At 56.1% G+C, this 26,094-nt stretch carries 18 protein-coding genes; 10 read left to right on the forward strand and 8 right to left on the reverse strand.

What is annotated here, in order from left to right; translation table 11 throughout:
• Positions 1–5 precede the first annotated feature (5 nt).
• Both Pla52nx_RS23730 and Pla52nx_RS23735 read right to left on the reverse strand, forming a co-directional pair.
• A complete protein-coding gene (locus tag Pla52nx_RS23730) occupies positions 6–728 on the reverse strand; it encodes a YggS family pyridoxal phosphate-dependent enzyme (protein ID WP_146518575.1) in 723 nt (240 codons plus the stop codon).
• 8 nt (positions 729–736) lie between these two features.
• Positions 737–2,704, reverse strand: coding sequence for a hypothetical protein (locus Pla52nx_RS23735; RefSeq protein WP_146518576.1), 1,968 nt, complete (start codon positions 2,702–2,704; stop codon positions 737–739).
• Positions 2,705–2,788: 84 nt separating this feature from the next.
• On the opposite strand from Pla52nx_RS23735, the gene Pla52nx_RS23740 reads away from it, so the two are divergent.
• The 6 genes from Pla52nx_RS23740 (at position 2,789) to Pla52nx_RS23765 (ending at position 10,429) form a co-directional block, all read left to right on the forward strand.
• Positions 2,789–3,718, forward strand: coding sequence for a YdjY domain-containing protein (locus tag Pla52nx_RS23740; RefSeq protein ID WP_146518577.1), 930 nt, complete (start codon positions 2,789–2,791; stop codon positions 3,716–3,718).
• Between the two features lie 335 nt (positions 3,719–4,053).
• A complete protein-coding gene (locus tag Pla52nx_RS23745) occupies positions 4,054–5,223 on the forward strand; it encodes a sensor histidine kinase (protein ID WP_146518578.1) in 1,170 nt (389 codons plus the stop codon).
• Positions 5,224–5,348: 125 nt separating this feature from the next.
• The gene (locus tag Pla52nx_RS23750; RefSeq protein ID WP_146518579.1) at positions 5,349–6,467 is read left to right on the forward strand and encodes an HD domain-containing phosphohydrolase; all 1,119 of its coding nucleotides are present in this window, start codon (positions 5,349–5,351) and stop codon (positions 6,465–6,467) included.
• A 113-nt stretch (positions 6,468–6,580) separates the two neighbouring features.
• Positions 6,581–7,048, forward strand: a complete 468-nt coding sequence (locus tag Pla52nx_RS23755; RefSeq protein ID WP_197454307.1) for a response regulator — start codon at positions 6,581–6,583, stop codon at positions 7,046–7,048.
• The gene (locus tag Pla52nx_RS23760; protein ID WP_146518581.1) at positions 7,048–8,613 is read left to right on the forward strand and encodes an HD-GYP domain-containing protein; all 1,566 of its coding nucleotides are present in this window, start codon (positions 7,048–7,050) and stop codon (positions 8,611–8,613) included. The genes Pla52nx_RS23755 and Pla52nx_RS23760 overlap by 1 nt, the downstream gene beginning before the upstream one ends.
• A gap of 64 nt (positions 8,614–8,677) precedes the next feature.
• Complete coding sequence (locus Pla52nx_RS23765) at positions 8,678–10,429, forward strand: M20/M25/M40 family metallo-hydrolase (RefSeq protein ID WP_197454308.1); 1,752 nt, start codon at positions 8,678–8,680, stop codon at positions 10,427–10,429.
• A 121-nt stretch (positions 10,430–10,550) separates the two neighbouring features.
• Here Pla52nx_RS23765 and Pla52nx_RS23770 read toward each other — a convergent pair whose 3' ends face one another.
• The 5 genes from Pla52nx_RS23770 to Pla52nx_RS23790 form a co-directional block, all read right to left on the reverse strand.
• Positions 10,551–11,582, reverse strand: a complete 1,032-nt coding sequence (locus tag Pla52nx_RS23770; protein WP_146518583.1) for a hypothetical protein — start codon at positions 11,580–11,582, stop codon at positions 10,551–10,553.
• A 206-nt stretch (positions 11,583–11,788) separates the two neighbouring features.
• Positions 11,789–13,213, reverse strand: coding sequence for a sigma-54-dependent transcriptional regulator (locus tag Pla52nx_RS23775; protein ID WP_390620372.1), 1,425 nt, complete (start codon positions 13,211–13,213; stop codon positions 11,789–11,791).
• A gap of 111 nt (positions 13,214–13,324) precedes the next feature.
• Positions 13,325–14,608 (reverse strand): tyrosine--tRNA ligase, encoded by a 1,284-nt coding sequence (gene tyrS, locus Pla52nx_RS23780; protein WP_146518584.1) that lies wholly within the window; start codon positions 14,606–14,608, stop codon positions 13,325–13,327.
• On the reverse strand, positions 14,598–15,371 hold the full coding sequence (gene ispD / locus Pla52nx_RS23785) for a 2-C-methyl-D-erythritol 4-phosphate cytidylyltransferase (protein WP_231741731.1): 774 nt from the start codon (positions 15,369–15,371) through the stop codon (positions 14,598–14,600). The genes tyrS and ispD overlap by 11 nt, the downstream gene beginning before the upstream one ends.
• Positions 15,372–15,393: 22 nt before the next feature.
• Entirely contained in the window at positions 15,394–16,590 is a 1,197-nt protein-coding gene (locus Pla52nx_RS23790) for a Gfo/Idh/MocA family protein (protein WP_231741732.1), read from the reverse strand.
• Between the two features lie 285 nt (positions 16,591–16,875).
• On the opposite strand from Pla52nx_RS23790, the gene Pla52nx_RS23795 reads away from it, so the two are divergent.
• From Pla52nx_RS23795 to Pla52nx_RS23805, 3 genes are read left to right on the forward strand one after another with little or no spacing between them, the layout of a single operon-like run.
• The gene (locus Pla52nx_RS23795; RefSeq protein WP_146518585.1) at positions 16,876–17,583 is read left to right on the forward strand and encodes a hypothetical protein; all 708 of its coding nucleotides are present in this window, start codon (positions 16,876–16,878) and stop codon (positions 17,581–17,583) included.
• Positions 17,584–17,597: 14 nt separating this feature from the next.
• Positions 17,598–19,619 carry an ATP-dependent helicase gene (locus Pla52nx_RS23800; protein WP_146518586.1) on the forward strand — a complete coding sequence of 674 codons (2,022 nt, stop codon included), beginning with the start codon at positions 17,598–17,600 and terminating at the stop codon, positions 19,617–19,619.
• On the forward strand, positions 19,616–20,053 hold the full coding sequence (locus Pla52nx_RS23805) for a gamma-glutamylcyclotransferase family protein (RefSeq protein ID WP_197454310.1): 438 nt from the start codon (positions 19,616–19,618) through the stop codon (positions 20,051–20,053). Before Pla52nx_RS23800 ends, Pla52nx_RS23805 begins: the two co-directional genes overlap by 4 nt.
• Before the next feature lie 336 nt (positions 20,054–20,389).
• Here Pla52nx_RS23805 and Pla52nx_RS23810 read toward each other — a convergent pair whose 3' ends face one another.
• Complete coding sequence (locus Pla52nx_RS23810; RefSeq protein WP_197454311.1) at positions 20,390–22,579, reverse strand: DUF4347 domain-containing protein; 2,190 nt, start codon at positions 22,577–22,579, stop codon at positions 20,390–20,392.
• Between the two features lie 497 nt (positions 22,580–23,076).
• Between Pla52nx_RS23810 and Pla52nx_RS23815 the strand changes: the two genes are divergently transcribed.
• A complete protein-coding gene (locus tag Pla52nx_RS23815; RefSeq protein ID WP_146518589.1) occupies positions 23,077–26,094 on the forward strand; it encodes a hypothetical protein in 3,018 nt (1,005 codons plus the stop codon).

A 26,094-nucleotide genomic window follows, 5' to 3' on the forward strand; every position in this document is an offset into this window, starting at 1 on the left:
ATTAGCTAGATGATTCCGGCAAACAGCGCAGAACCGATCCGCACCATCGTGGCGCCTTCCGCGATCGCTGCTGCGTAGTCACCGCTCATTCCCATCGAGAGATGGGGTAAGTTCAGCGAGAACTCATCGGCCAGTTCATCGCGTAGTTGACGCGCCAGTGCGAATTGACGCCTTGCTTGCTGTGAATCGGTTTCCCAGCCGGCCATCGCCATCAGGCCTTGAATGGAAACGCAAGCCGGTTGCTGCGTTGCGTTTTCGCAGTATGCCCTCAGCAGACGACGTAACTCCGCCGGTTGCATCCCTGTCTTGTTGGCTTCACCGCTCACGTTGACTTCCAGCAGCACATCGATCGAACGAACTTGATCGGCAGTCTCCGTTTGGATCGCTGTCATCAGCCGTTCACTATCGATGGAGTGAATCATCGTCACGTGTGGAATCAATCGCCGGATTTTGTTGCGTTGCAAATGTCCAATCAGATGCCAACGGATCTCCTTTCGCTCGTTCAGCGTTTCAGCCTTTTGCCAGAGCATCTGAGGCCGGTTTTCGCCCAATGAATGACATCCGGCGTCAGCCAAGATCGCAGTCGTCTCTGCATCGACGTATTTGGTGACGCCGATGATTTCGACGGTCGCGGGATCTCGGCCGACCGCTTTGGCTGCGTCATGAACAGACTGACGGACCTCGATCCAGTTTTGTGAAATTTGCTCGCGTTGAGAGATGTTATTCATGTGTTTGATCAGCTCTCGTCCGCTTCACTATCGTCGACGGTCACGAGATCTTCGATCGAACCGTCGCCCATGTTGAAACGGCCGCAGAAGAATTCGACAATGAAGTGTTTGCCCATCACCGTTCGTGGGCGGCGACCGTGCAGCGACCGGTAGACGATCCACTGTTCGCTGCCGAACTGGATCCGGTACCCGACGGCTTCACCTCTGGGCACGATTCGAAGCTCATCGGCGACGGTCAATTGTCGCCAAGTCCGTTTGCGTTGAAAACGACGTCTCTGAAAATCCATCCAAATGGGGGCGAAAAGGCAGCCATTTCCGGTCGATGACAATACGAGATGTCCGTCCTCGGTTCCACGCAATGATGCAGGCGAAGGGCTGGCACGCCATTCACCGGCGTCCAGTGGCAATACCAAGACCTCAGGCCGTTGACTGTCCAACGTGACTTCTCGCGTGGATTCGTCTGCAGTGATCGTTACGTTCTGAGCCGTGGGCAATCGCAGCAGATGTTTGATGCCATGGGCCGGCAAGTCGATGACTTCGTAGCTGTCACTGGAATAGAGTGATTGGCTCGGCAGCACCGAGTCCGCGATCATAACAGATCGATCCTCTCTGATTTGCAAGAACTGTCGCTGCACCACGATCCCGCCGGTCCAGGGCTGCTCCAGCTCCAAGTAATGAACTTCGTCATCGCTGTATTCGCAAGTCGTCACCCAACCCGCCGACGCTTCTTGTGCATCACCATCGATCTCGATCATGGTTTGGATGGGGCCGGACACGATTGTTGACTTGCCAGCTTGGATCTCCAGGACGGTTTCGTTGCCCGAGTAGTCAATGTGCATGCGACCGCGGTTGACATCCCATCGTGGCAACAGGCTCGCCGTTCTCGCGTCTTCACAGTGCAGCATCGATTCAGGCAAGTCGACTTCCCACGCCATTCGTCCTTTGACTTTGGTCTTTCCGAGGCTGGACTCAAACGCGGGAGCAAGCATTTTTTCGTTGAACGATATTGCGACCTCGAACAAACCATGATTGGCAAAGTCATCTTTGCAATCGGCTGACGTCGCTGACGAAAAGACACTGGAGCCGCCTCGTCGAACCTGGCTGGCAACCCATGTCGCCAAGTCTGCGGCAACGCGTCGCTGTTGTCGCTTGAACTTGCGACGCGTGGTGTTTTCCAACCATACTCGGTAGCGACAAAGCGACGCCAGCACGAGCCGTCCGTCTGTCACGCCCGTGATGGCTTGTGAGATCGAGTCTTCTTCGTTTTCCAACCAACGCGACACGGCGTCGATGGATGATTTTTGTAACCGATGGCAGGAGGGCAGGTCAGGCAGTCGATTGGAAATCACCATCCCCAGTTCGCCACCACCGATCAGGTAGTGCGGCGTTGCCGAGTTGCGGCGTAAACATGCGTCGCGATACTCTTGGAGCGCTCCGAGCAATCGCCACCAATCATTGGCGTCCAAGTATTCGATCAACCGAGGCAGTGCGGCCGCCCACATCACCGCTTCGGCACTGTCTAGCACGGTCGTCTGTCCACCGCTCAATGTCTCGCCCAGTAATCGACTCGCCTGAGACAACTCGGCCTCAGCGATCCGCTTTGCGGAAACCTTTCGATCGCAGGCCAGTCGAGAGAGAACCTGTTGGACTTCGTTAGGGGCTTGTCCACTGGCAACGGCAACGCCCCAGCGATAGACACCTCCTTTGGATGCGGAGTCGCCGAAAACGTCTGCCGCTGTCTCTTTCAACCGTCGTTTATGAATCTTCTTTCGCAGCGAATCCCATTGATCTTCAAAAACCTGGGCCGCCAAAGGGTCCGAATCGCCGTCCTGCGTTGATGAAAACTCCTCCTCACCGGACCAATCTTGATCCGCCACGGAAGCCAGAAACTCATCGGTCGTGTCAAAGGTCATGGTGTGCTGTGTATACTGAGGAGGTTGGCTGACGCTGAGTAACTTACCGATCTTTGGGGGCATCTGTCGATCCGCTGGGCGAATCCCAGACGCCGATGGCTCGCGTCTCGTGAGATCCCCATATCCCTTCACCCACAAGTGATGTCCATGCTTGGAAACCTGTTTGCAGTGCTGCTGATGTGCGGGGTGGCTGTGATTCCCGCGAGTTTTTCTGGATCGTGCTGGGCCCAGGAAGCAGCAGGCAACACCGAGGCTGAAACCACCGAGGCTGAAACCACAGCGTCAGAGAAACCACAGTTACCCGCGCCAGGGGCAGCCCAAGCCACCGAGGCCAAATCCGAGACGACCGAGGAAACGCGGTCCCCCGAGGATGTGGCCAGGACGGCGTTCGGGGATCCGCCTGATGCAAAGCAGCTCACCAAGCTGCGTGGGCTGTGGATCGACCGAAAACGTCACCGGGTCTACATCGACGGCTATGTCGCAACCAACCGTGGTGCCCTAGAGATGTTTGCATGTCCAGCTGGCACAAAAGAACACGAGTCGGTCGTCGCAACCTTGGCAAAGAGCAGCGAGGTGCACGGAGCGTTATTGGCAGTGGAAGCCAATCCGGGGACCCCGGTTCGCTTTGACCCCGAGTTCCTGCCGCCCACGGGGCAAGTCATTCAGATTTGGGTTTGCTGGCGTGACGACAAGAAAAAGTTCCATGTCGCTGATGCCCGCAGTTGGGTTCAAAAAGAGGGAACAGAAGAGTCGATGGATTCTGATTTCGTTTTTGCCGGCAGCAGTTTCTGGCAGGATCCCAGCGACGGCAAAGAGTACTATCGCGCGGACGCGGGCGACATGATTTGTGTCTCCAACTTTTCCAGTGCGATGATTGACGTTTCCGACAACAGCAGCGCCAATGCCGACGCGCTGCTGTTCAGTGCTTACGAAACTCGTGTCCCCGAGCGTCACACGCCGGTCAGGTTGATCCTGGTCCCCGTTCCGGTGCCCACCGATGACCCGGTGCACGACGAAAAAGCCAAAGCGAAATTGACCAAACCAGAGGAAGAGGTGCTGCCGCTGTCGCGGAAGTGATTTCACCCTTTTGGACTTTTTCATCAAAATCGATGTCGACGCGTCGAAGGAAACGATGTTGTCGGTTTTGTTCGATGAAACCATTGTCCGGCCTCTGGATTTGCAATTTTGCGTCAAAGCGTTTGCTCCTGTGGTCACATCGGTCACAGCTGGAGGAAAACGGGCACCTCCGGACAGCCATTGCTTTCGGCACATTCGTGTCAAAGTGATTCCCTCTTGCGGGTGAGTTTGGCGTGAATTCGTCAACGCATGGTTGTCGACAATCTGCAACGTAGTGTTTCGCGGAAAAGACGGTTAGCGTTCATGCGACCAAAGTCACCCCACGAAGCACGGCTATGAACAATCCAAAACTGACAGTGAAACGGCTGCTGAGTCCCGACGTCGCTATTTTTGTGATCGCTGCGACTTTTCTCGCAATGCTGCATCAATTCGCGTTTGCGGATCGCTTTGCATTAATCCTCTATTATCTCGTGGCAGTGGGATCAGCGTTCGCTTTGGTGCGCCGTCGAGCGGTGGGTTTGGCCAGCTTGGTCATTGCGGTCGTTGCTGCAACCATGTTTGCCCAGCTCTATTACCAAGCCGCGGAAACGAACTGGAACCCGATCTTTGATTCCGTTCGTGACATGGCGTGTCTGGCAGGTTTGATTTATCTGACCGTTCGCGTCCTGATCACCAGCTACAACTTGCAGCGTGATGAAAAGAAGCGAGCGTTGCAGAACAAAATCCAAGAACAACTGGTCGCAATGCGAGCTCAGGCGCTGCGGCAAACGTCTCATGAAGTCCGCACGCCACTGTCGACCATCACGGCGATCAGCGAATCGCTGCTCGACGGCAGCACTGGCGAATTAAACGAAGCTCAACGCGAGTTTGTCGGCGACATCGACGAGGCCGCTCAGCACTTGTTGGCTCTGGTCAACGACATCCTGGACTACGCGAAAGCAGAAGCGGGCATGATCCGCTTGGCACCCCAGCCCGTTGCCTTGGTCGAACTGGTCGACCAATGTGTTGGCATGATCAACGCGAGAGCCGTGCAAGCTGGCGTTTCGGTGACCGCCCAAGTCGATGTGGAGCTGAACGAAGTCACCGCCGACCCGTTGCGGCTGAGGCAAATCCTGCTGAACCTGCTTTCCAACGCGATCAAGTACAACAGCGCTGGTGGAAACGTGATGGTGCAGATTCGCCCCGATTCCGATGCACAGTTCCGAATCAGTGTCCGAGACACAGGTCGGGGAATTGCTCCGGAACACCTGGAACATCTTTTTGAGCCTTATTACCAAGCCGCGATTGCCGATCAAGGCATCGGTACCGGACTCGGCTTGGCGATCATCAAGCACTTGACCGAGTTGCACGGAGGCAGCATCGAAGTCGAAAGCGTGGTCGACACAGGCACCATGTTTACCGTGCGACTGCCTCGGGAAGCCGTCGTCGCTCCTCTGGCCGGTGACCAAAACGCGGACGAAACCATTCGCCCTATCCCAGAGAAAATTGATTTGACAATGGTCTAGCAAGCGAGACATTTCGCGATCCGATGAACCGGATTGCGTCAAAAGACCACTCAACTCAACCCAATCTCATTCAAATTCATTCAATATCTATCAGCACCAATTGCTGATTCCCAAAGGGAAAAACGATGGAAACCGCAGAGTTGCATTCCGAAATCGCACAAGGCATTGCCGACACATTCAGCCAAGCCGCTGCAGATGTCGAGCAGAAAATGCGAATCTTGATCGCCGACGGCAACGCCACGATTCGCAAACTATTGCGTTTGGGGCTTTGTGACGAGTCGTACGAAATCACCGAAGCGACCACGGGAACGGAAGCGTTGGAGAAAGCGATGTGCCGTCCCGAGCCGCACGCGATTTTGATCGACGCCCAAATCAGCGGCGGACTATCGGGATTAGCCGTCTGCCGCAAATTGAAAAGCGACATGCAGTATCGCACGATTCCGGTCGTGATCCTGACGACCACCGGATCGAATGAAGAAATCACGGAAGCCGTCGAAGCGGGCGCAGACGAATTCTTGAGCAAGCCCATCAATCGCGGCGAGCTAAAGATTCGTCTCAGAAGCATCACGCGAATGCATCGCGGCAATACGGAGCTCATCGGTGCCGAAAGTGTCGCGTTGAGCTTGGCCAGGGCCGTCGCCAGCAAAGACGGTTACAGCGGCGGGCACGTCGAGCAGGTTGCCAACTACGCAGTGGCCTTTGGCAAGAAAATCGGACTCGACTCCTCTCAACTCAAAATGCTTCGCTACGGCGCGATCTTGCACAACGTCGGCAAGATCGCGATTCCGGATTCGATCTTGGAAAAAACAGGCCCACTGACACCACGCGAACGTGCACTGTTTCATCAACACCCACGCGTCGGATGTGACATCTGTGCGCCACTGAAACCGCTCGCACCCGTGCTGCCGATCATTCGTCATCACAAAGAACACTTTGACGGCACCGGCTATCCCGATGGCTTGCGTGGAGACGAGATCCCAATCAACGCACAAATCGTTGGCATCGTGGATGTGTACAGCGCCTTGACCAACGATCGCCCATTCCGTCGCGCGAAAACGCACGAAGAGGCTCTCGAAATCCTGCGTCACCGAGCCCGGCAAGGCATCCATGATCCGAAACTGGTGGAAAAATTCTGTGAGTCCATTGTGGAAGAACATGACAAGCAAACGCCGCCAATCATGGCTCCGGTCGAAACGAACCGAGAAATCCTGCAAGCCGTTGGCTCAGATCCAGAATTGATCTAAGACCTGACCAGTCAACAAGTGCCACATCCATGCTAAGAACGAACAAACAGAAGCAGAAGTCAGAACGCGTTGCCCAGACGATTCCAGTCTCTCAAGTGCATCATCACCTTCCTATGAACACCGCATCAAAAAAGATTTTGATCGCCGAAGACAATCCCGGTCTTGCGCGAGTCTTGACGTTCAAGATCAAATCCGGCGGTTACCTACCGCTGACGTGCGGTGATGGCCGCGAAGCATGGAGCGTCTTTGAGGCAAATCCCGACATCCAGGCGATCATCAGCGACCAGGAAATGCCATACTTGACAGGCATCGAGTTGTTTCATCGCGTACGCCAAGTCAATCAGTCGATAATCCTGTTCTTGGTAACGGGTCGACAGCTGGAATTATCACAATCAAGCATCAGCGACGAACTGAATATCTCGCAGATTTTTGGAAAGCCATTCAGCCCCGGCGCCTTGCTGTCAACGCTCGATGCGGCCCTGGCGTGCGAGAGGGCGTCATCGCAACCGATTTCCGCTCCGGTTGATCTCAGTCATGTTTCGTTGACCGATCGCAGGGGATTCAACGAGGTACGTGAATAGTGAATGAATTGAAACCCATCGGCTCATGCCTCATCAATCCATTGGATCTCGATCGGTCTTTAGCTGCGATCCTCGCGGAGCAATTGGGCTGCGACGTGCATGTTGTCAGTGACGATCAAATCCGCCGGGACACGCTGGCCCAGCGCGCCATTGCAGACCCCAATCAGTGGCACTTTCGCTATGAACAAAATGTGCAGAGCCCGGCGAAGTCCTGTCGCATGGCGATTGCGCTACCGGCCGGTGGTGTTGCCGTCTGGCACAGCACGGCGGAGAATGCTGCTCAAAGCGGTCGGCACGGACTGTGTGTCCTGGACCTGGAAAAGGCACGGTTTGAAACGGACCAATTGCATGCCGAAATCGAATCATTGACATCCCAAGTGATGCAGGATTTCGAAGAACTCTCACTGATCCGCTCTCTTTCCACCAGCCTGAAACTCTCAGCGGACCAGAACGCATCCGACGATTTTGTCTTGTCTTCACTGATGCCACTCGCCCTTGGCGTCGGTGCCGTCACGATCGCGGCCGTCATGACGGCGGACCAAGAGACAGATCTGAGAGCGCCGATGTGGACCAACGAGTCCGACATCAGTGATGATGGAATTTTGTCGCTCGTGCGCAAATACGCGGACGCTGCCAAGAACTACCCCGTGGTTCAAAACAAAGCCTCCGGGCAGGATAGTCTCGGGATAGACGGACTGAACGAGTTTGTGATGGTCGAATGTGCCAGCGAAGAACGGCTGCATGGTTGGATCGTCGCATGCAATCGTATCGAGGATGACATCGAAGACGTTCCCTGGGCACAACTGGGGTTCACAACGGTCCAAGCATCCTTGATGGAAACGGCCGCCAATCAGCTCGCATCCCAACTCCACAACATCCGACTGCTGAAACAAAAAGAAGAACTTTTTACCGATGTCGTCCGCGCGTTGGTCAACGCTGTCGAAGCACGGGATCCCTACACGTGCGGTCACAGCGAACGGGTCGCAAGCTTTGCTCGCTGCTTGGCGTCCCACTTTGGTTACACATCGGCCGGACTGGAAAGGATTTACCTGACCGGGTTGCTACATGACGTCGGCAAGATCGCCATTCCAGATGGCGTGCTGCAAAAACCATCTCGGCTGGACGACTCAGAACGCGCCATCATCGAAACTCATACCGATGCCGGCTGGCGAATTCTGCACGAGTTGGAAGCCCTGCAAGACGTTTTGCCCGGTGTGCTCTATCACCACGAACACTACAACGGCAAGGGGTATCCCGACCAACTCGTCGGAGACAACATCCCCATCGATGGTCGAATCCTGGCCGTCTGTGATGCCTTTGACGCAATGACTAGCGACCGACCGTATCGTAAAGGCATGTCGATCGAGAAAGCCGTTGAGATCCTGCGTGAAGGTGCCGGAGAATACTGGGACCCCAAACTGATCGACTGCTTTGTCAATCACCTCGACGAAATCGACCGGATTCGAATCGAGCACCAACCACGTCAACCCGCCAATCGCCCCGCACCCATCGATGGCGTGCCGGCGATCAACCTCGGATTCACGGTTCGTAACGAATCCGTTTGATTCAACCTTGGTGTACAATCCCACTCGTTCCTGCAGTTCTTGCAAATCCGACGAGGAGATTTTGATGGGATTCCGCCTACGAATATTGGTCGCAGCACTCATTCTTGTTACCGCATCGTTCGCTGGCCTGCAGGACGGGATGCTTTTTGCGCAAGCACCCAATGAAAGTTCGAACGGCCTCAGGGTCTCCGTCGTCGATCATCCGCCGATGGTTCTCAATTATGATCCCAAGGTCCTGGCGGTCTTGCCGCGGATCAACGAACCATCCCTTCGCGGCCACATCCGCTTCCTTGCCGACGATCTCTTAGAGGGCCGCGGACCGGGAACACGCGGAGACCAGCTCAGCCAGCTTTATCTGTCCACTCAGTTTCAAACGATGGGCTTGAAACCCGCTGCTCCTGATGGTGGTTTCACGCAACCGGTCCCACTGATCGGAGTGACCACGTTGCAACCGGAGCAAGTCACGTTTCAGAGCAAGAGCGGATCGCTCACGTTGAAAACGAGCGATGATTTCATGGCAACGGTCGGAAAACCCGTTGAGCACATCGAGGTCAGCGACGCGGAATTGATGTTTGTCGGCTATGGCATCCAAGCTCCCGAGTACGACTGGGACGATTTCAAAGACGTCGACCTGACGGGCAAGATCCTGGTCGTCATGAACAATGATCCGTCGGACGATCCCGAACTTTTCGCCGGTCGTCGGCGGCTGTACTACGGTCGCTGGGATTACAAATACGAAACGGCCGCCGCTCAAGGTGCCGCGGGTGTCATCATCATCCACACCACGGCGTCGGCCGGGTATCCTTGGCAAGTCATCCAGACGTCGTGGAGCGGCGAAGAATCCGAGTTGCGAGACCACGACGGACCTCGACTCGACCTGGAATCGTGGGCCACGGAAGAGGCTAGTCGAAAACTCGTTGCACTGGGCGGTCATGACCTGGACAAGTTGCTGGCGGCCGCCGAGTCTCGTGACTTTCAACCCGTGCCGTTGGGCGTGACGCTGTCGATGAAACTCGATGCGAATGTTCGTCAACGCGATACGGCCAACGTCCTGGCCATGTTGCCCGGCAGCGATCCAGAACGACGCGACGAAGTGGTGATTTTCATGGCGCACCATGATCATTTAGGAATCGGTGCCGACCGGGATGAATCGGGCGACAACATTTACAACGGTGCCGTCGACAATGCAGCGGGTGCCGCGATGCTGCTGACGATGGCGGACGCATTTGCCAACATGGATCCGGCACCGAGACGCTCGATTCTGTTCGCCGCCGTCGGCGCCGAGGAACAAGGCTTGCTGGGATCCAAGTACTTCGCCGCCCATCCCTCCATTCATCCCGGCAAGATCGCGGCCGTGATCAACATGGATGGCACCAACATCATCGGCCGCACCAACGACGTCAACGTGATCGGATACGGCAAGTCGAGCTTGGACGCCGTGATCAAGTCCGTCGCCGCAACTCAGGGCCGCGTGGTCACACCCGATCATGCACCTGACAAGGGATACTATTACCGGAGCGACCAATTCAGCTTGGCAAAAATCGGCGTCCCAGGTGTTTACCTGCACTCAGGCCAGTTTGTGATCGGCAAGCCCGAGGGTTGGGGCAAACAACAGCTTGAGCACTGGACGGAAAACATCTATCACCAACCAAGTGACGAGTATCGCGAGGACTGGGATCTGGCCGGTGCGATCGACGACGGCAAATTGCTGTTCTTGGTCGGAAACGAAGTCGCTGATGCGGATAAGATGCCGACGTGGAACGAGGGAGACGAGTTCCAGGCCGCCCGCAAAGAGGCCCTCGAGTCAGCCAAGTAAGAAGAGGCGACGCCATACCGTAATGGGATTCGCCAGAATTCCCTTTTCGACGAATGCGTCTGGTGATGGTTGGCCATTGAGATGCCACACGCTATCGACTTGGAAAGTCGAGCGACGATGATCACTCCGGTGAGTGATAACGCCGATTAAAGAGTTCCGGATCGAAAGGGTTCTGGACCGGTGGCAGTCTGGCGAGTCTTTTGGATGAATCGGCTTCGGACAACTCCGTTTCGTCTTGCGGAGACTCCGAGGCATCCAGTTCATGAACGGAAATGATCTGAGACGCTGCGTCGCGATCCCTTTTCGCTTTGCTATAAAATGTCTTGACCGTTTCTGTGTTCGGTTTGGCGATCGTGCCCCACTGCGTCAGCGTCGCTATCCATCGATCTTGGATGGAACTGGTGCGAGCGTCTGCGCCCGCGTGATCATCGGAGCTTCTCGCGATCAATTCACTTGATTCGGGGGCATCCAAATCCATGTACCCCAACACGGTGGACAGGTTATCGACCGAGATCGCTTGCGATGGGCGAGAACCATTTGCGGGTGAATTCAGGCGGAACGCATTCTCGCAGTCCAAGTCATGGCACTGAACGCATTGGTTCAGCAAGATCGGTTGGATGTGACGGACAAAGGTGCGAAGCGTTTCAGGATCGGCTTCGCTGACGATTTCTTCGGCGACGTCAGCATTCTCAGTTTCGTACGAGGCTTGCTGGACCGCGCTCTCGCTGTCGCCTTCGCTGTCGACACTGCTGTCGCCGTACGCGGCAACCGCATCCGCGATTTGATTCATCAACTGCACAATTTCGCGTGTGTCGCCCACAACATGGCGTGCGAGTTTCACGTCTTCTGCGGATTCAGCCAACAACCCATATCGAAGGCTCCAGCGTGCATCTTGAATCAATCGATCAGGTCGCACTCCTCGTCGCCGATCGGCTTTGTACTCGTAGAGCGATAATGCACTGGGACCCCAGCACAGCACGTCTTCTCGCGGCAGGACGATTCGCGAACCATTGTCTCGCCGCACCGAAATCGAATCTCCCAACTGAACCGCTTCGCCGTAGACAACGCTTTGGTTTCTCAGCAGCACACACGGCCCCTTGGCGAACATGGCGGCGCGAGCTGCGTTCAATTGCCGCGTCAGATTCGTTGCCATCGGAGATGTTCTTGCAATCGGCGATGCTCCCGAAACGGCTCGGAGGTCCAATGGCGATTGTCCCGACGCAGCGGAAACATGCACCACCGCACAGCAGGCGACGACAGCCAGCACACGAAGCAGATGGGCGGAGCGGTTTGAGGGACTATCCATATTGATGGAGCTATCAAACCGACGACGCGTGTGTCAAGACATCACTGAACAGCCTAATCGTCGGCTGATTCACTCGTTTCGCCCGTCCCGCTTTTGTATTGATCCAAGCGTCGGTACAGGGTTCGAGCCCCGATGCCCAGGATCTTTGCCGCTTCCTCGCGATTATCGTTGGTCAATTTCAACGTTTCCTCGATCGCCCAACGCTCGATCACGCTGAGTGGCTGCCCGACCAAATCCGAGTTGCCCCCCGGTATGGACGCCGGCAGCTCCGGAAGTTCCACATTGCTGTCATCCGAAAGTTCGGGGGGCAAATCATCGACATCGAGTTTGCCATCCGTGTCCAAAACGACCATCATTTCCACAAAGTTTCTCAACTCGCGGACGTTTCCCGGCCATTGGTAGGCAAAGAATCGCTTGGTCACCTGAGGCGTGAAGTGAGCGGTCGGCTTGTCGTGACGACGCAAGAACTGTTTGCGGAAGTGATCCATCAAGGGGATCACGTCTTCGTTTCGCTCCCTCAACGGTGGCAACTCCACGGTGACGACTTTCAATCGAAAGTACAAATCGCTGCGGAAGGTGCCCGCGTCGATCATGTCCTCCAATGGTCGGTTGGTCGCCGACACAAGACGCACGTTGACATTGATCGGTTTGTTGCCGCCCACTCGTGTGATCTTGCTCTCCTCCAGGACCCGCAGCAGCTTGATCTGCGTGCTCATCGGCATGTCGCCGACTTCATCTAAAAACAGCGTTCCCCCGTTTGCGTACTCAAATGCGCCCACGCGATCCGCATCGGCACCGGTAAAGGCACCTTTGACGTGACCGAACAGTTCGCTCTCCACAAGATTCTCAGCGATGGCACCGGTGTTGATCGCGACGATGCTCTTGTTGCGCCGCGGGCTGTTTTGGTGAATCGCCTGCGCGACGACTTCTTTGCCGGTACCGTTTTCTCCAGTGATCAACACCGTTGCGTCGGTGGCAGAGATTCGACGCAGACGATCGACGACGGTCTGCATCTTCTTGCTGGTGTAGATCAGGCCTTCGAAGCCAAAGCGTTCATCCAATCGTTGCAGCAATTCTGTATTGCGGCGTCTCAGACCGACTGCTCCGACGGCCTTCTCGACGATCGCCCGCAAGCGGTTGGGTGTGATCGGTTTTTCGAGGAAATTGAACGCACCCTGCTGCATCGCTTCCACCGCGATCGGCACCGTCGCGTGCCCCGTCACCATGACGACTTCACAATCCGGCAAACGCTTGCGAGCCAGTTCGAGCACCTTCATTCCATCGACATCATTCATCACCATGTCGGTGATGATGATGTCAAAGGTGTCACTCTCGATTCGCTTGACTGCCTCCGGACCGCTGGTGGCGACGGTGCACTGATAGCCCACCTTTTCCAAACTTTCGGTCATCGCGCGGGCATGAGCGGCTTCGTTGTCCACCACCAACAACCGAAAATGCGAAGGTTCGTAATCGGGCATGGCCGACAGATTTGCCGACAGATTTGCCGACGCTGCAGCGGACTCACGATCCGTGACAGAATTGGATTGACTCTCTGGATTGCTCATCAGCACGCGACCTTTGGGAGCGGATCAAACAAAGCGTAACAGAGCATAATTGCGTTTCCCCTTGCGGAGCACCATCACGGTTTCACTGGCCAAGTCTTTTTCGAAAAGACGCAGATCCATGTCGGTGACGCGTTTGTTGTTGATGTACGCACCGCCTTCCTTGACCGTTCTCCTGGCCTCGCCACCGCTCTTGGCCAGCCCGGCATGCTGCAACGCGTCGATGATCCAAAGTCCTTCGCCGCCTAGCTCGCTGGTGGCCAGTTCCTTGCTGGGCACATCGGCAAAGATCTCGACCAGTCCGGCATCCGAGACGTCTTCGATGTCCCCACCGAAAAAGATCTTGGTGGCTTTCTCCGCCGACGCCAGGCCATCTTCACCATGGACAAAACCTGTCATCCAGCTTGCCAACCGCTTTTGAGCCTCGTTGCGTCCCGGATCGTTCTTGGTCGCGTCGGCCAGGCCGTTGTACTCGTCCTGTTCGATTTCCGTCAGGTAGGCGATGCACCGCATCACGTCGTCGTCGCCGACGTTGATCCAGTATTGGTAAAACGCGTAGGGGCTGGTGCGCTCGGCATCGAGCCAGATCGCTCCACGCTCGGTCTTGCCCATTTTCTTTCCGTCGCTGGTGGTCAGCAGCGGAGCGGTCAGGCCAAAGAGTTGTTCGCCGAGCATTCGGCGCCCCAAGTCAATGCCTGCGGTGACGTTGCCCCACTGGTCGCTGCCGCCTGCTTGAATGCGACATCCGTGCTCGCGACACAACTGCACAAAGTCATAGGCTTGCAGCAGCATGTAGCTGAACTCGGTGTAACTCAATCCCGCATCGCTGCCCAAGCGGGCGCGAACGGATTCCTTGCCCATCATCGCGCCGACGGGAAAGTTCTTGCCGACATCACGCAAGAATTCCAGGTAGCTGTAGCCTTGCATCCACTCGTAGTTGTTCAACAACAAGGCGGCATTGGGTCCGTCGAAATCCAGGAACCGCCGCATCTGTGCTTCCACGCCGGCGACGTTGGCCTGCAACTGCTCGGCCGACAACAAGTTGCGTTCCTCGCTTTTGCCACTGGGGTCGCCGATCATCCCCGTCGCGCCACCGACCAACGCGATCGGACGGTGCCCGGCCTTCTGAAATCGCCGCAGCAACATCAACTGCATCATGCTGCCGACATGCAAGCTTGACGCAGTCGGATCAAACCCGATGTACACCGTTTGTTGACCGGATTTGAGCAACTGATCCAGTCCGGCTTCGTCGGTCGTTTGATGGATCAGTCCTCGCCAGCGAAGTTCCGCAATCAGATCGTCAGTCGGCATGGGGCATCGTGTTGGAATGGAGTTGTCGGTTCAAAATGGACTCTGCGAGCGGCAGGTCGTCCGGATGCGTGATCTTTAAGTTGTCGGTGGAACCCGCGATCAGTGCAACCGGACGCCCCAATCGTTCCACCAGTTCGGCGTCGTCAGTGGCAGGTCTGCCGCGGTGTTTTTCGTAAGCCTCCGCCAGCCAATCCAGACGAAAGACTTGCGGGGTTTGGGCAAGCCACAGGTCGCTCCTGTCGATCGTGGAGATCGAGTGTTCGTCGTTGAGCCGGCGTTTCACCGTCGAAGAAACCGGAGTCGCCAAGACTGCCGCTCCGATTTTGGCCGCCGCCTGGATCACGGCGCCGATGTCGTGGTCGCTGACCAGTGGCCGTGCGGCGTCGTGGACCGCGACCAAACGAACGTCCTGAAAACGCTCGTCCGATCGCAAAAAATCCAGCCCGGCTCGCACGCTGTCGGTTCGCTCCCGTCCACCGGGCACGAGGTGAATCCCGCGTTCCTGGATCCACACGCCGAATTCGCCTTCGAACCTTGGCCGGTCGGTTTCCGATATCGGCATGACAAGGTGACGAACATTCGGGTTCGCCGACAGACGCTCCGCCGCATGCTGCCACAGTGTTTTGCCGGCCAGATCGGCGAACAGCTTGTTCTGCTGCGCACCGAAACGCCGACCGCTGCCCGCCGCCGGCAAGATCACAGCGGTACATCGTTCACTCGATCCCATCGATGAATCGGCATTGGTGTCGGTCGCGACGGGCATGTTGTGAACGTTGGATCCCGAGTTACTTTCGCGCCGCAGCGTGCTTCAACGGCAACCACGCCGCGTCTTGACTGCTGCTGGCAACGCATTGCTGAATAAAGTACATGCCTTCCACCCCATCGTACACGTTCGGGTACACCGTGTCGCGTTGCTCCACCGTCTCGCCCGCGGCACGAGCGACCATGGCATCAAACGCGGACGAGTAAACATTCGCAAACGCTTCAAAGAACGCTTCGGGGTGACCACTGGGCAATCGGCATGCCGCCGCACCGCTGCCGTTGGTGAAGGGCGCGTTGGGGTCACGCGTGTAGATCTGGTGCGGCTTGCCGTTTTGGCGAACGATCATTTCATTCGGGTTTTCTTGACGCCATTTCAACGAACCCTTGGTGCCATCGATTTCGATTTCGACATCGTTCTCGCGGCCGTGGCTGATTTGCGAAGCGGTCACGCTGCCAAGGGCACCGCTTTCGTAGCGGATGATGGCGGTGCCGTAGTCATCCAGCTTGCGGCCTTCCACAAACGTCTTCAGCGAACAACTGACCGTCTCGGGCAACAAGCCTGTCATGTAGCGTCCCAGGTTGTAGGCATGCGTCGCGATGTCGCCGAACGCGCCGGCCGCGCCGCTCTTGCTGGGGTCGGTTCGCCAAGCGGCCTGTTTTTGATCTTCCGCCTCCAACTGAGTCCGCAGCCAACCCTGGATGTACTGAGACCGAATCGCGTTGATCTCACCCAGCTCGCCGTTGAGAATCATCTCACGTGCTTGGCGAACCAACGGGTAACCCGTGTAGTTGTGCGAAACCGCAAACACGACGTTGCTTTCCTGAACGGACTTCAGCAACGTCTCGGCTTGATCCAAATCGAACGTCATCGGTTTGTCGCAAACGACGTTGAACCCGGCCTTGACCGCCGCATCGGCGACTTCAAAGTGGACGTGGTTGGGTGTCGTGATGCTGACGAAATCGATCCGCTCGTCTTCGGGCAATTTGGCTTCCGTTTCCAGCATTTCCTGGTAGCTGGAATATGCCCGGGATTCCGCGATGTCGTAGTCGGGGGCCGACGCTTTGGCTCGCTCTGGGTTGCTGCTCAACGCTCCCGCAGTGACCACGGCGCGATTGTCCAGGCAAGCCGCAATGGAATGGACACGGCCGATAAAGGAGCCTTGTCCGCCGCCCACCAGGGCCATACGTAGTTTTCGATTCAACGGTGCGTTAATGCCCATGGCGGTTTTCTTGACCTCGCTGGTGGGATGGAGACAATGGGGGAATCGTTCAAAAACGCAATCGTAAAGTTCGATCCGCGCCCGTACAATTGGCGGTCGGTCGCAATCGGCGAATCCCGACGCGAAAAATTCGTTGCACGATTGAGATTTACGCCGTCATGGGGGAAGATCTGGTTGACGATCACCGCCTGTGCGACGGAATTGCGTTTTTCTCACATTCTGTTTTTCTCGCGTTCGACTGACCACTGCTGGAAACTTCTCCCCACATTTCGCTCGGAGCCCACGATGTCTCACAACGAATCCTCTCGATCCAATGATTCCGCGGGTGTCCCGCTGGAACTGGCGGTTGCCAGCGATAACGGCCCATTTTCGGCGGATGAAACCGGCGGTCCGTGCTGCTCCGGCGCCAAGATCTGGAATTCTCTGCGTCACTACGGTTGGCGAGTGACTGGCGTTGCCGTGGTCGCAGCCTCGTTGTTCACGGCCACCTTCTTTGCCGGTAAAGCGACCTCGCTGTCAGAGCAACTGAATCGACCACAGACGGGTTTTAACATCCCTGGATTGCCCACGATCGGTGCCACAGCATCCGTCACCAGCGAAAAATTTTCCATGGCCACCGGCCCCGTCAGCCAGCAAGCCGAAGGCTTGTTTGTGCTCGATCACAACTCGGGCTTGCTGCAATGCAGCGTGATGTATCCCAGACAAGGTCGATTCTTGGGGCTGTTCACCGTCAACGTGATGGAAGCCCTGGGTTCAGGTGACAAGGGCGGCGGATACATCATGGCAACCGGTTTGGTCGACATGCCCAGCTCCAGCCAAAACCCTGTCGCGTCCAGCGTGGTCTATGTGCTGAACACATCCACCGGCGCTTACGCGTGTTACGGGATCCCATTTGACCGCGTCTCGATGAACGGCGGACGCCCGCAACAAGCTCCCATGGTGTTGGTTGCCGTTGGCAACGCCGATCCTATTCTCGACCGTGACGATCGATAGGTAACACCAAAACCATGTCTGACGGAGCAGCCGGCAATCACGGATTGAACGAAGCCCAAGCGGAAGCGGTGCGGACCCTGTCCGGACCGCTTCTCGTGCTGGCCGGTGCCGGGACCGGCAAGACTCGAGTCGTCACATTCCGCATCGCGAATCTGATCCGCAGTGGGATCGCGCCCGACCGAATCCTGGCGGTGACCTTCACCAACAAGGCCGCCGGTGAGATGAAGGAACGGATCGGGGAACTGCTCGGTCACAAAAAACGACGACTTCGCAAGGGTGAGAAACCGCCGCCTGCCCCCACCGTCAGCACGTTCCACGCCCACTGCGTCCGCGTGCTGCGACGTCATGCCAAAGCGCTCGGCTATCCGGAAAAATTCTCGATCTACGATCGTAGCGATCAAGAATCCCTCGCTCGCGGCATCTTGCGAGAACTCAGGCTGTCCAACACCGCACTCAAACCCGGTGACATGCTGTCGATCATCAGTAATTGGAAGAACGCATCGATCCATCCCGATCGAGCCGCCATGGTGGCGGGCAACGACAAAGAACACTTTGCCGCCGCCGGATACCGCCGCTACCAAGCCGGTTTGCAAGCTCGCGGCGCGATGGACTTTGACGACCTGCTGCTGCAAACCGAAGTCCTCTTTGACCAGCATCCCGACATTCGGGACATCGAGGCCGCTCGCTTTGATCACGTCCTGGTCGACGAGTACCAAGACACCAACGGCAGCCAATATCGAATCACCAAACACCTTGCCGGTCGACATCGAAATCTGTGCGTCGTGGGCGACGACGATCAATCGATCTACGCGTGGCGTGGCGCCGATGTCACGCACATCCTGAGCTTCGGCAAGGACTGGCCGGATGCCAAGATCGTCTGCCTGGAAAGCAACTATCGCAGCACCGGCGCCATCCTGGAGATGGCAAACCGTTTGATCCAATTCAACAGCGAACGCCACGACAAAATCCTCCGAGCCTCTCGCCCCGACGGCATTCGACCACGAATCGCTCAGTTCAAAGACGAACAGGAAGAGGCCAAGACCGTGGTCGCTGAAATCAGCCATCTGATTCACAACGAACACATTCAACCTCGCGACATCGCCATCCTGTTCCGCACCAACGAACAGCCACGACTCTTTGAAACCGAATTGCGCAAAGCCGACGTGCCCTACGTGATGCTCGGCAGCCAGTCGTTCTTTGATCGTCGCGAAGTACGTGACATCGTCGCTTATCTGAAATGGATCGATCAGCCCAACGACGAAGTCTCCCTGCTCCGCGTGATCAATACTCCCGCACGCGGCATCAGTACCAAAACGATCAAGACCCTGATGGAGAATGCGGTCAAAGTCGGCAAGCCGATTTGGCAAGTCATGATGGATCAGGAGGTGGTCGATATGCTGCAACCGGCAGCCCAACGAGGCATCGCCGATCTTCGTTCGATCCTGGAAGACGTCCAACAAAGAGCGACCAACGAAAGCCTGACGGCCGCAATGGATACGCTGATCAGTCGGACCGGATACGCGGGCGAAATCACGCGACTCTACGATGATCCGCTGGAACGTGAATCCAGAATGGCGTCGATCGGCGAAGTCAGCAATGCGATCGGAGCGTTCGAAGACGGTCGCGAAAAGGCGGACCTGACCGGCTTCTTGGCGGACATCGCGCTGAGCGGCAAAGAAATGGGCAACGAAAAGGACAAGCTCGCGGCGCAAAATGCAGTTTGGCTACTGACCATGCACGCAGCCAAAGGACTGGAGTTTCCTGTGGTGTACATGGTCGGCATGGAAGAAGGCCTCTTGCCCCACAGTCGCAGCGTCAAAAGCGGTCGCGAGGAGGACATCGCCGAAGAACGCCGTCTGTGTTACGTCGGCGTGACCCGCGCCCAGGAAAAACTCACGCTCTCCATGGCCCTGACACGTCGCAAATGGGGCAAAGCACGTCCGACGATCCCGAGCCAATTCTTGTACGAGATCACCGGGCAAGCGCAAAACCCGAATCAGTTTCGCAAGCGACGTTCCGCGACCATCAACTCATGACCCAAGATCCCGCAAAGTCGCTTCATCACTTCTTTGTCTACGGAACTCTCAAACGTGGCCAGTGTCGCGAACGAATGTGGCCCGCCGCCCCGCTTCGCATCGCCCCCGCGTGGACCCTCGGTCACCTCTACGGCCGCGATGATTACCCGGCCATGACAACGGGCACTGACAGGGTTTTGGGTGAGTGTTGGACCTACGAATCTAGCGACGTCGAGGCCGTCTTCAAAACCCTCGATGAGATCGAAGGCACCGAGGGTAATTCCCCAACGGACCTGTACCATCGCCACGAGATCCAAATCCATTTGCTCGACGATGAAACACGCCTGTTCGCCCAAGCGTACTTCTACGTCAAGCCACCCGAAACCGACGGCTTCCAGCGAATCCAGCCCGACGCCAACCACCACGTGGTTTGGCCACCATTCATCCCCTCCTGAGATTCGCCTCAAAAAATAGTCGCTATCGATTTTCCAAATCGATAGCGAACTCATTGTCGCTCGATTTTCCAAATCGATAGCGGGCGCAACCAGAGGACTCACCAGTGCCGTACGTACGCACCCATGGAAAAAGCCGTCCAGATCATGGACGATGGCTGAGCGTACGACAGCCCGCGCTATCGATTTGGAAAATCGAGCGACTATTTGCGGGCGCAACCAGAGGACTCACCAGTGCCGTACGTACGCACCCATGGAAAAAGCCGTCCAGATCATGGGCGATGGCTGAGCGTACAGCAGCCCACGCTATCGATTTGGAAAATCGAGCGACTATCTTGCTCAGCCGATCAACTGAAACGAACCCAGCAGCCCGGCGGCGTTCGGGTTGCCTGCCGTGTCAACGATGGCACCTTCGGCGACGGAGACGAAGTACTCGCCGAGTTCGAATGGCAAGCCGTCATCACGCGTCAGATAGAAAACCTCAAACACGGTGGCTGGAGCCTGACTGCCGCCAGCAATGGCTTGGGCCGTTGCCGAGAAACCATTGGGTCCGGTCACCGTCACGCGATCAGGAACCTGCCTCGTCTCAGGGTACGTGACGTTGTCGTCGTACTGCAGCGAAAACTGAATGATCCCATCAGGCCGAACATTGGTTTGCGTCGTCGTCAAGCTGACCGTTGGCGGCACAAAATCGATCGGGACCTGGACGTCGACCAAAAAGGTTCCCAGGACCTGCCCAGGGGCAACGTTGCCAGCTTCGTCACGAAGCGAATCCGGCAGCAGTTCGACCGTGTAGGTTCCGTTGGTCGAGGTGTCAAAGAATCCTGAGCTGGATGCCGCGTCGACAAACGTGATCGTTGTACGCTGGTCAGGATTGAACGCATTGGGATCATCAATCGAAAATGCCACACGAGCGATTTGGTCAAACCCGTTCGGGCCGGTCACACGAATTCGTCCGTCCGGTCCCAGCTTAAAATTGTCTTCGTACACAACGGAGAAACTGATCGTGCCTGTTCGTTCCGTGATGGTCAGGTTGCTGTCAAAGGATGCGGTCGGTGGCGTGGTGTCCGCCGAAGTGATTTTGTCGAGTGACACCGACGAAATGATTGCCGAACTTTGCTCCACCGCGACTGGACTGGGCCCGGCCAAGTCCGTGTTCTGAACCCAAACCCAGATCGATGCATATCGGGCGTCTGTGGGCGTAGTGAATTGCAATGTATTCACATTTCCGTTGACGACATCATTTGTCTGCAAAGCGACGAATTGCTCGCCGATTTCGACCCCCGATTCATCATAGAAATCAATGCCGACAACTGCGGGGCCAGCGGTCACAGCGAACGCCGACGTTTCTCCTTGGCGGAATCCGTCGACGGAGAACACGTATTCGGCACCGCCGTCGATCGTGGTTCCCGTCCACGCCACACCATCAGCTTGTCCCGCGGTGACCACCAATTGACCGGCACTCATGTAGGCCGTGGTGCCCGGGTTGTCGTTGAAGTATCGCCCGTCCAGATTCAGCAAACCGGTCGGCTGTGAGCCACCGTATTGGAAATAGCCGTTGGCGTGCAACGTATCACCACGCCCATACCCGGCGGCGATCCCGTCTTCATTGAACCATGTCCCCGTTGAAAACGTTGCTTCGCTTTCTGACTCAAAACGTTGCCCGTTGATCTCGACATAATCGACGGTCAAGTTGCGGTCGATTCCCAACTCAGGTTGATACAGATCGTTGACGAAGTGGACTTTGATTTGATCGGCCGTCAGCAATTGTTCGGATTGATAGACGAATGGGCTTTCGCTGGTGCCGACGTCCCACTGCGCAACCACGGCATCGTCGATCAACAACTGAGCGATTTCTTGTCCGGTACTGCCCGTGGCCGCAACGGTGACATTCAATGTGCCACGAAATCGGTTTCTGGAATCGACAGTGAACGCGATCACCGTATCGATCTGGCCAACGTGCCGTTCCAACGTCCAGTTGCCGTGCTCGCTATCGGCGCCGGTTCGGTCGATCGAAGCAGCCACATCAGCACCGGTCAAATCCGAGATCAATTCCATCAATGATTGGCCAGAGACTCCCGAACCAGAATGACAACCGTACAGCAAGATATCGGCGTCACTGGAAAGGGACTGAGACCAAAGAGAAACATCCGATGACCGAGCAGCCAGAGCCGACTCATCGATGACTTGCCCTCCCAGCACGATTCGCCCCTCAGCCCCATGGGTGACCAAGTGAACGGCCGATACGTTGTATCGCCCCGACAATCCCTTTCCAATTTGATCGATGAAATCTTGTTTGGGATCCAACAACACGATCTCGGCCGACGGGTCGACTCCGTCAATGAGTGTCGTCAAATCGACGAGCGTCTGATCCACAAAGACGACCGAGGGGACGCTGGATTCGTTGGTCGTCTGCTCGGTGGTGGGCAAATCGACCGTAGCGACATCGGCCACGGCAAGCCCGGCGTCGCCTGCCAGCATGGTGCGAGCTTCCAAGGGCGCAAACGACCATTGGGTTTGTTTCTTCATCCGTTTCATCGATCAATCACTCATGATGTGTATTTTCAAAGAGAGCGTCATCAGGATAAACCGCTGGGCAGGGGAAATGAACGGTATGCCGCTGTGATGGATCGTTTTTTCCTGATCTCAGCAGTTAGGTCGGCAGCCGAGCCGGGGATTCTGAAATCGCTGGCCCTTCATTAGATCCTCTGGGCACCCAGTGAGTCGAACGATCGGATACAATCTCGCATCTCCTACAGGCAGCTACCATTTCGGTGGTTCCTGTCACACGAACATGGATTCCACGTGACGCGGTCCGAGCAGATTTCTAGGGCCTTGATACCAGCACGACGCGCGAGCGAGTGGTTGATGGTTTCTTGTTCACTCGCTTGCGCTTCTTGCTGGTATTTGCCTCGTTTCCAACCACTGTCAATTCGCGCTCACAGCGTGCACCGAAAATCGACGCAGATAGTGAGGTTGCGTGGGTGGCCGAGGAAGCCTGATAACCTCAATGATCAACCAACCCAATGCGTCTGCCCCAAGTTCCCAAAGACCGCGTGATTGATGCCACGCCGGTCGCTCTTTCCCTGATTCTCATCAGTTTGCTGCAGGACGCCACTTACGTGGGGCTCGCACTGTTGCACCTTTGGCTTTGGTTGAGACATCCCCGATCGAAATCTCGTTACTGGGTTTTTGCGGCCGCCGTGTCGCTGTACCTCGGCCACTTCGTAGGACTGCCTTTGTTGATTGACTATGTAGGCAAGATCAACTCACCCTTCAAGTGTGATGCTTGGCAAAGAGTGTCCATGTACATGCTGATCGCATCGGCAACGGGGATATTGCCGATCGCGTATCGGCTGATTTCGCGTTGCTCTCTGACGTACCGTGGTGAGCAGCAAGACGACGACGATGCAAGTGATTCCCGTGCGGGAATCTCGGATCTCATCTTCCTCTCGCTTCTCTGCGCAGTCGCTTTGTTCAGTGCCCGGATACCGGAGTTCGCTTGGGACTACTACTGGTCACCCTCACACACGCTGTTGGTGACGCTCTACTACTCCGCACTCGCGATCGCAGCGATGCGAATGGGAGCGTCCGGCTCTCGCACGACTGGCGTCGTTGTTTTTCTCGTCACCTGGATCGTTGGATACATCGGATGCAAATTCTTATTGCTGGGCGTCGGCGTTGTTAGCGATGAACTGCTAGATGATCCGTATTGGCTGACACCAAGGAATGCATCACGGTATCACCAGCCGAGTTTCATCGGAGCATTCTTTGTGGGTTTGTTCCCCAGCATTTGCAGAAAGTGTGGCGTAACGCTGAGGATTCCCAGGCCGTCTGTCGCCAACTCCGCAGTTTTTGCCGACACAAGCAGTCAACCAGCTCAACGTGAGCACGTGAGTCGATGGTCGCGTGTTGGCAGAATCCTGGGCTCATGGTTCTTGTTGGTCAGCCTGCTGATTCTGGTTCTTCATCCGTTCGGAACGATCGGTCGCTATGATTCAGACGGTTATCGGGTCGCAGGCTGGCCATTGAGGTACCTGGAACAAGATCAAGTCAATCAATCGTCTGCTCCGTTGATTTGGACAGAGTCCGATACCTGGGCCACGGTGGACTTCAGTGTTGTATCACTCATCCTCAACCTCCTGATCGCGATCGCCATTTGGTTGATCTTTCTGCCTCCAAAGCGGCTCAAACAGCTGGTTTCAGCCATGACGCTGCGTCGCGTCCGAATCACCACGTCTGTCTGTCTGGTGATTCTCATTTTGATGAGCACACATGGTATCTACTGGCTGCGCATGATCGCGCTTCGTTCTCAGGAGGGAGTGCGATATCATCGTTTTGAGCAATATCCCAAGCTCGGATCGATTGCCAGCCTCGCTGATAAGTTTGATTCCGCCATCCTGCCATCGGAATACCGAATCAAACGTGGTCGTCCGACATCGGTGACGTTGAGCGAAAGTCCACCCTCGGTAATCACGCATGTTTTGGGCTTGCCCGTGCTCCATGACATCACCTTGCGGAGGTGTCGCTTGCTGCCGGAGCATGTTGAGCAATTGGCAACGCATCAAAATCTCGAATCGATTGAATTGGAGGACTGTGAGCTTTCCCCCGATGCCGTCCAACGACTTCTTGCCGTACCGCAACTGGTGGATTTGCAACTTGAGCGGACGCAGGGCGAGGAGGAACTCATCCGAATCACACGCTTGGATTCGTATTACGGACGCAGGGACTCTGACGCAACCGATTCGCCGCGATTTGAAATGGCGTTGTCTCGCAACGGTGGCGATATCTCGGTGCCACAGCGGGTCAGTGAATTGACGATTCTGGCGCCCTATGATATCGATTGCGAGTTTCAGATTCGGTCTGCACCTGACCTGCAAGTGCTGCAAATCAGCAGCATGTCCGTAAAGATTTCTGAAGCGGTCACCCGTCTAACGATCATGGATGCCCCTGCATTGGAATCCGTCTTCTTGAGCAACTCACAGAAGGTCGATTTGGAAATCGAGTCTGCGGAGAGCGTCCACACGATCAGTGGTATCCCAATACGCGGCCTCGATCCCTTTGCGAGACTGACCGCGTTGCGGTTCCATCGTCCAACGCGTCTGGAGAAGCTATTCATTGATATTTCTCAATGCACAGAGTTTACAGTGGGCGGTCGTTCAAATGGGCAGGATTCCCGCTCGGGTGATGAGCCACAGGACGCGTCGGGCAAAGTTTTTGTGGAGCAACTGAGACTGGCAGGATTGTCAGGTGTGGAACACCGCGATGACGAGTTATCAAACGAGAACTTGGTGACCTCGTGGCTAGAATTTTTTCCAGAACAAATCGACGCCACGTACCTTTCGGTCGAGCGGATGAGCATCTCTCAGGAAGCTCTGGAGTTGCTGCCGAGTTGCTCGGAAACTCTCCGTTTCATTGATTGCCGAGTTGCTGCAGATACATTCGATCACGCTGATGAAAGCGTCCCGTCAACACGTCGCTTGATTGCCCCCGATTACTCGCCCGATGATGTGCAACTCGCAACTCTACTGAAAAAGGTTCCGAGTCTATCGGGAATTCATATCAGCGGGAGAAAACTCACAACCATTCCTCGTGCTTTGGCGAGGGATATCGTGCAAGTGACCATCGATGATCTCAGTTTGAACGGGGATGATTTGATGGGATTGGCATGGCCGGACGTTTTGAAAGCGAGATTCTGGAATCTGAAAGTTTCCGACGAAGTGTTCCAGTCTTGGAAGATGCCATCGCTCGAAGCCATTGATCTTGCCGGTTCATCCGTTTCGATCGAAGCCTTTGCCTTGTTCGCAGGCAAGTCTCCGAGTTTGAACTCCATCAATCTGGAGACCGAAGCGACGTCAGAATACGAGGATTACGAGAAAGAAGGCAAGATTTTCCTCAGCGGCCGACGAATCACGAGTCAGGATTTGAAATCCATTGTTCGACTTCGATGCGAAATGGTCGACTTTCAAGGCTGCGAGATATCGCCTGCCACGCTGCGAGAAATCGAGCAAGACACATCCGAAAAGTACTTCATATTGGATTGA

The organism is Stieleria varia (genome assembly GCF_038443385.1).
GTDB classification, from domain to species: Bacteria; Planctomycetota; Planctomycetia; order Pirellulales; family Pirellulaceae; genus Stieleria; species Stieleria varia.